Source organism: Endozoicomonas sp. Z74, from assembly GCF_057680865.1.
The window spans coordinates 20,478-27,161 of record NZ_JBLYZI010000080.1 but is presented as its reverse complement, the minus strand read 5'-3'; the positions used below and the strand labels follow the sequence as shown (position 1 = coordinate 27,161).

The window sequence follows — 6,684 nt, the reverse complement described above, 5'->3', positions numbered from 1 at the left end:
GATTAGTATGAATCATAAGGGTTACCTTTTTACGATTTAGATTTCAGTGATTTCACCCTCTATCTAAATCGGTAACCCTTCCCTTTTTTGAAGAGGGAATTGTCAGATCAGATCTGAACTAATGCAGCTTAATCCAAAGCCCTCTGAATGCTAGGGGGCATTCAGAGGGCTTTCAGGCTTTTTTATAACAACCTAACTCTTTGCTTTAAGCCACTGAAGGGCGTAAACATGTCTAGAGTCTTTAGTTTGTGCAGTTTCTTTAGGTGATGGCTTAAAATACTTAACCTGTGCAAAATTAGCACTTACCTGGGCTAAACCGTATTCAGCTACTAAATCTTCCAATACTTTATGACAGAATGCCTTCTGTGCCATGTTTTGGATGCCGAATACATACCCATTTATTTCAGATAAAGGTGAGTCAACAAGAGCTATAGCCCTTAATGCTCCAGCAGGTAATTTCATGAGTTCCTGTTCAAATGCGTCTTTAGATAACTTAAGTTCACCTTCTTTTGTGAACCAGTCCCGACCTTTAGCTGCTTTTCTCATAAAAATTTCTTTTTGACGCTGATCTTCTGTCCCTGTCTCAACTTTAACGGCGGTGGGTTTAAACTCTGGGAAATCTGTGATTTCGTATGGGTTGTCATCCCGGAAAACTTCATTTGTACTTTCATTGTCAGACTGCCTGTCTGAATAATTTCCGGAGTCATTAGAGACCAGGCTTTCCTGGCTTTGATGTCTTGAGCGTGGACCGGAATGGCTACTTACTGATGATCGGTCTGAATCTGTTGAAAAGACTGAATCATTGGATGATGACCTTGAAATAGACGGATTTGACTTTAGGCTGTAGGTATCGCTTTCTGATGCACTCCTACTTCTTGGAGGTAATTTTGGAGGTATCTCTTCTGGATCCTGGGAGTGAGATTTATCAGCTGGAATGTTTTGATAAATACCCTGGCTATCATCTTGTTTGAATTCCTCGGTTCCGGTTGACTGTTTTCTAGGCTTTTTAACAAAGGCATAAGCATTATCCCTCTCGTCAATAGCCAAAAGGCCTTCTTCAAGGAGAAGTCCCATTTGAGATGATTCTTGAACGAATGCTTTACCACGGTCTGCACGACCTGACATAACAAGTTTTTGTGTGGTCTCTATAAGATTTTCTGGCTTTATGGTCGGGTTAGACTGAATTTTATCCATAAGCAGGTCAAGCTCCGTCACGGTTCCGGTTCTTCCCATTCCTGCTTTACAATGAACAACTTTTACTCCATCCACTTTTCTTAGTTGTTGCATAAAGTGCCTGAAGTTTTCTCTGTTGGTAGGGATTTTATGGTCAGGCCAGCCAGTGTAGTGAAATACTTTTATCCGGTGGGGTGGTTCAGATTCTTTAGACAGTTCAACCGTGAATACGCTCAAGTCACTGTTTGATTCCACATCTGGCTCTACTTCAAGGGTTCTGACCTTTAAGCCATTATGCTCTTCCATCTCGCCTTTTGCTGGCCAATAGATGACTGCCAAATCGTCTTTTGTAGGGTCACTTTTTTTAGCCCTATCATCGTCATTTGTCAGGTTGACAAGAGCTGAGGCCTTAGTTTCATAAAGCATATTCCACTGAGCTGAGATTGACTCTGGAGTTGGCAGGGGGCCTTGAGCCGCAATGTGTTTATCGCCCACTCGGTTAGCGTGATAAAATTGACCTTTGTTGGAGGGGTCTTTTATTGCCGTTGCTTTAGGGGGGATCACGTCTTTGTACCTGCAGGCCCCCGTGACTTTTTTGTGGGGTACTTTATCTCCTGCATTCTGGTGGAGGGTTTTGCAGTCCTTTTTCATTTGCTCAAAGAGCACTTTTCCATGCAATTGAGTAGTTTCTTTGGTGAGAGGGGTTGTTCTAGCTGTAACGACTTCTATTTGGTCATCAATATATTCTAAAAAAGTATCGTTAGGGAAAGGTGCATTGCTGTAGTGTTCTTGAAGAAAATTCAATGTTTCGATATCAGTTATTCTGGATAATAGCCGGGAAATAGCTGGCCAGTCTTTTTCGCTAACAAGCTGGTCAAACTTTTCTATTACTTTAGTTCTTGGGTTTTCAGAAGGACTTAACGTATCTAACTCAAATTTATCTTTGGCTTTTCTAGCTTCTATTCTTCTGTCGCTTTCATCCATTAGTCGTGATCTGGCTTTGTCTGGTATTAGGGATGGGTCGTCGACTGTTGGCTGATGATGGCTTACTGAAGGAGTCAGGATTCGTTTTACTTCATTTGCTTTTATTGCGGAAATGCCTCGCTTGTGTAAAAATCCATAGTTGGTTTCGATATTCTGATCTTTACCAATCTTTTTTAGTACTTCAGTCATTCTTTTCTTTCGAGTACGATTGAGTTCTGTTCCAGTAACGACTCTTCCATCTTTTGTAATCCCGACATCCTGATTGTCATCAGGCATGCTGTTAACCTGGTTTAATATGGATTGTAAGTTGGATGGTGATAAAGGGATCATTGCTATTGGTCTCCGGGTTATTTTTTGTCTAGCTTGGTGCTGTTATATTTCCAATTTTTCTGATTGATTCAGTCTTTGTTTATTGGTCATTGTTAAAATGTAGCGGATCATTAAGATTGGATATCCCTGGATGATATTTTATTGTCACTGTTTTTATCATTTTTTTCTTTGTGGCTTGAATTGAAAATTATTTGTCATTTTATAAGGTGTTTTCTTAATTTACAGAAGGTTTATGAAGTGTTAACAGCTGGATAGGTTGACGATGGTATAAAGCATGATCGTTACCTTATGCCGGAAGCCTCTCGGTTTTACCCGATGCTCATTAGGCTTATCGGGCTACCCTTGTTTGTTGATTTCTGTGAAAATACCCGGTTTTCCATCATTGAAGTCCAGTCATGCCAAAGACCGCTCCTGACCTGTTCTCCTACCCCAAGTACTGGGCGCAGTGCTATGGCACCGCTCCTTATCTGCCCATGACCCGGGCGGAAATGGATGAACTGGGTTGGGACTCCTGTGACGTCATTATTGTGACGGGGGATGCCTATGTGGATCACCCCAGTTTCGGGATGGCGGTTATTGGTCGTTTTCTGGAGTCCCAGGGCTTTCGGGTGGGCATTATCGCCCAGCCCGACTGGAGCAATGCAGAGGATTTCAAACGGCTGGGCAAGCCCAATCTCTTCTACGGTGTGACCGCCGGCAATATGGACTCCATGATCAATCGATATACGGCGGACTTGAAGGTACGAAATGACGATGCCTATACGCCGGATGCCGAGCCGGGTAAGCGCCCTGATCGTTCAGTGATTGTCTACAGCCAGCGTTGCAAGGAAGCCTATAGTGATGTCCCGGTGGTTCTGGGGGGAATTGAGGCCAGCCTGCGCCGGATTGCCCAGTACGATTACTGGAGTAATGAGGTCCGCCGTTCAGTGCTGATGGACGCCACGGCGGACATCCTGTTGTACGGCAATGCCGAGCGGGCCATGGCGGAAGTGGCAGACCGGCTGGCGGCGGGTGTTCCGGTAGCGGATATTCAGGATATCCGGGGAACGGTAACCCTGAGGTCAAGGATGCCTGGAGGGTGGACCGAAATTGACTCCTCCCGGATTGACTGGCCCCGGGATATCCATTCTCTGAAGGAAGCTTATGGCTCCAGTCCCTATGAATACAGGGAGGAAGAAAGCTGTGATGCTTCTGAGAAGCCTTCGTCGGATAAGCAGGAGTTGGAAACTGAAGAGGCTGTTCAGCCGCTCCGGATTATTCCAATGCCATTGCACCGCAGTGAAAGCCTGGATCCGGACAGCACCTATATCCGCCTGCCTTCCTTTGAAAAGGTGCGCAATGATCCATCACTCTATGCCCATGCTTCCCGGGTGCTCCATCAGGAGTCCAACCCCCATAATGCCCGGGTGCTGGTGCAGAAGCATGGCAACCGTGAGCTCTGGGTGAATCCCCCGCCCATTCCCCTGGAAACCGATGAAATGGACGGGGTGTTTGGCCTGTTCTTTCAGAGAAGGCCCCACCCTGCTTATGGGGATGCGAAGATTCCGGCCTACGACATGATTAAAACCTCGGTCAATATCATGCGGGGCTGTTTTGGCGGTTGCAGTTTTTGCTCAATTACTGAACATGAAGGGCGGGTGATTCAGAGTCGCTCCCAGGAGTCGGTGCTGGCAGAGCTGGAGGATATCCGGGAAAAGGTACCGGGTTTTACCGGTCAGATATCGGATCTGGGTGGACCCACAGCCAATATGTATCACCTTAACTGCAAAGATCCGGAGATCCAGTCCAGCTGTCGCCGTCTGTCCTGTGTTTTTCCAGGGATCTGCAAAAACCTGGTGACGTCCCACAAACAGACGACAGAGCTTTATCGCAAGGCCCGTCAGCTTCCGGGCATTAAAAAAATAGCCATTGCCTCGGGGTTGCGATACGACCTGGCAGTGGAGGATCCGGAGTATGTGGAGGAGCTGGTAACCCATCATGTGGGGGGGTACCTGAAGATTGCACCGGAGCACACTGAGAAGGGGACTCTGGATCTGATGATGAAACCCGGCATTGGAACCTACGATGCCTTTAAGAAAATGTTTGAGCATTTCTCTCGAAAAGCCGGGAAAAAACAGTATTTGATTCCTTATTTCATTGCAGCCCATCCGGGTTGTGAAGATGAGGATATGCTGAACCTTTCCCTGTGGCTGAAGAAACACAAATTCCGGGTGGATCAGGTGCAGACTTTCTATCCTTCCCCCATGTCTCTGGCAACGGCCATGTACCATGCCCGAAAGAACCCTTTAAAGAAGGTGACCTACAAAAGCCCTGGGTTGTATACACCGAGAACCCTTGAGCAGCGTCGTCTGCAAAAAGCCTTTCTGCGTTACCATGATTCCAGAAACTGGCCTTTTTTGCGGCAGGCTCTGAGAGAGATGAACCGTTCTGACCTGATTGGCAGTGGCCGTCATCAATTAATTCCGGAGGAGGAACCCCAGCGTCGTTCAGGGCAGCGCCTTAAAGCAAACACGTCGGGTAAATCAAAGTCGGGTACAGTAAAAGAGTCTTTCCAGAAAGCCCGTGGCGGGCAATGGGACAAGCGGTCAGCGGGTTCAAGGAAAAAGAAGCCCGGTGGATCACGGCAGGGGCGTCGGCCTTCCCGCTAGCAGCCTGTTATTTTGTCAGGTGGTTTACGATCTGGATAAGCGTTTCTTCTATTTTGTCAGAACGCTTGTCCTGCTGATCGAAGCGAGCATTAAGAGCGACTATTTCTTTCTTGAGGTCTCGCTGCTCCTTGAGGATCAGAGAAACAACGCTATGAGTGGCTTCAAGAATTTTGTTGTTATTACTGTAAGCATGATCAAGTGCATCATGCTTATGCTCCAAGGATTGGACTCTGGCCTCAAGGCTCATACTGCATACCTTTATTGCTTATTGTGTGAGCATTGAACGTAGCAGAGAAATGCGCGAAAGCGAATTGTTGATCGTCAAAGGCCTTTGGCCTCCCGGGGCATCTCGGGTGCCGGGATCGCCATGGCCAGTCGATAAGCCAGCATTGAGCAACCGCTGCAGCAGAACATCATAATGGTAATGGTCATCAGAGTGCCATCATGCAACAGGCTGATCAGGCTGCCGGTGCTGGCTCCCATCAAAAAGCGGAGAGAACCGGTAAGGGCTGTGGCGGAGCCGCTGTTTTTGGGAAAATAGGACAGTGTACAGGCCGAGGCATTGGGCCAGATCATTGACTGGGTGCCGATGGCCAGCATCACCAGCAGCATAAACCCGGTTAATTGGGGGTTGGACAGACTGAACACCAGTAACGCACCATTGGCTGCCAGCTGAAGCGTGATGCCGGTTTTCAGAATAAGCTCAGGCTGCCACCGGTTCAGCAGCTGATAGTTCACCCGGTTAAAAACCATCATGGAAAGAATATTGGCGGCAAACAGCAATGGGTATAGCTCTGAGCTGACACCAAAATACTCCATATAAATAAAGGCGGAGGCGGTGAGAAAAGAGAACTGCATACCGCTACTGAAGCTCTGGGTGAAAATAAAACACAGTGCCCGGCGGTGGTTCAGTACCTGGAGGTAGTTACGCACCACCTTTGGAGGATTGAATCGTTCTTTTGGGCTTGTGCGGGTTTCAGGGAGCAGGAAAAAAAGAACCATCAGCAACGTGCTGCTGTAGGTGACCAGCAGCCAGAAAATACTTCGCCAGCCAAACAGATTCAGAAGCAGAGAACCTGCAGCGGGAGCCGCAAGAGGGGCCATCAGCACCAGAATGCCAATGGCGGATAGCATCCGTGCACTGTCCTGTTTGTTATAAAGATCCCGGACAATGGCTGAGGCTGTGACAATGCTGAAGCCTCCCCCCAGTGCCTGGATAAATCGAAACACCAGCAGTTGCTCAATGGTCTGGCTGAAAGCGATCAATACGCTGGCGGCTATGAAGGTGCTGATGCCTGCCAGAGCCACGGGGCGGCGCCCCAGGGCGTCAGAGGTCGGGCCTCCCAGAAGTTGTCCAAAAGCAAAGCCCAGCAGAAAAAGAGTCAGCGAGAATTGAACCTGGGTGATGCTGGTACCAAAGCTTTCGGAAATAGCCACAAAAGCGGGCAGGTAGGTGCTCAGGGCAAAGGGGGTCATGGATACCAGCATGGCCAGCATGACCGGAAGTGAGCGGGGAGGATTCAGGGTGTTTGCCATGGCTCACCCCTTT

General features: G+C 47.9%; 4 protein-coding genes. 1 reads left to right on the top strand and 3 read right to left on the bottom strand.

Features of this window, described 5'->3' with window-relative positions:
- Window positions 1-192 precede the first annotated feature (192 nt).
- The gene (locus tag ACNRUY_RS19250; RefSeq protein WP_488113281.1) at window positions 193-2,433 is read right to left on the bottom strand and encodes a protein-tyrosine phosphatase family protein; all 2,241 of its coding nucleotides are present in this window, start codon (window positions 2,431-2,433) and stop codon (window positions 193-195) included.
- Window positions 2,434-2,882: 449 nt separating this feature from the next.
- Here ACNRUY_RS19250 and ACNRUY_RS19245 point away from each other — a divergent pair, with 449 nt between their 5' ends.
- A complete protein-coding gene (locus ACNRUY_RS19245; protein ID WP_488113280.1) occupies window positions 2,883-5,135 on the top strand; it encodes a YgiQ family radical SAM protein in 2,253 nt (750 codons plus the stop codon).
- 7 nt (window positions 5,136-5,142) lie between these two features.
- Here ACNRUY_RS19245 and ACNRUY_RS19240 read toward each other — a convergent pair whose 3' ends face one another.
- Together ACNRUY_RS19240 and ACNRUY_RS19235 are read right to left on the bottom strand one after the other, a co-directional pair.
- The gene (locus ACNRUY_RS19240; RefSeq protein ID WP_488113279.1) at window positions 5,143-5,382 is read right to left on the bottom strand and encodes a hypothetical protein; all 240 of its coding nucleotides are present in this window, start codon (window positions 5,380-5,382) and stop codon (window positions 5,143-5,145) included.
- A gap of 74 nt (window positions 5,383-5,456) precedes the next feature.
- Complete coding sequence (locus tag ACNRUY_RS19235) at window positions 5,457-6,671, bottom strand: multidrug effflux MFS transporter (RefSeq protein WP_488113278.1); 1,215 nt, start codon at window positions 6,669-6,671, stop codon at window positions 5,457-5,459.
- Between the last annotated feature and the right edge of the window lie 13 nt (window positions 6,672-6,684).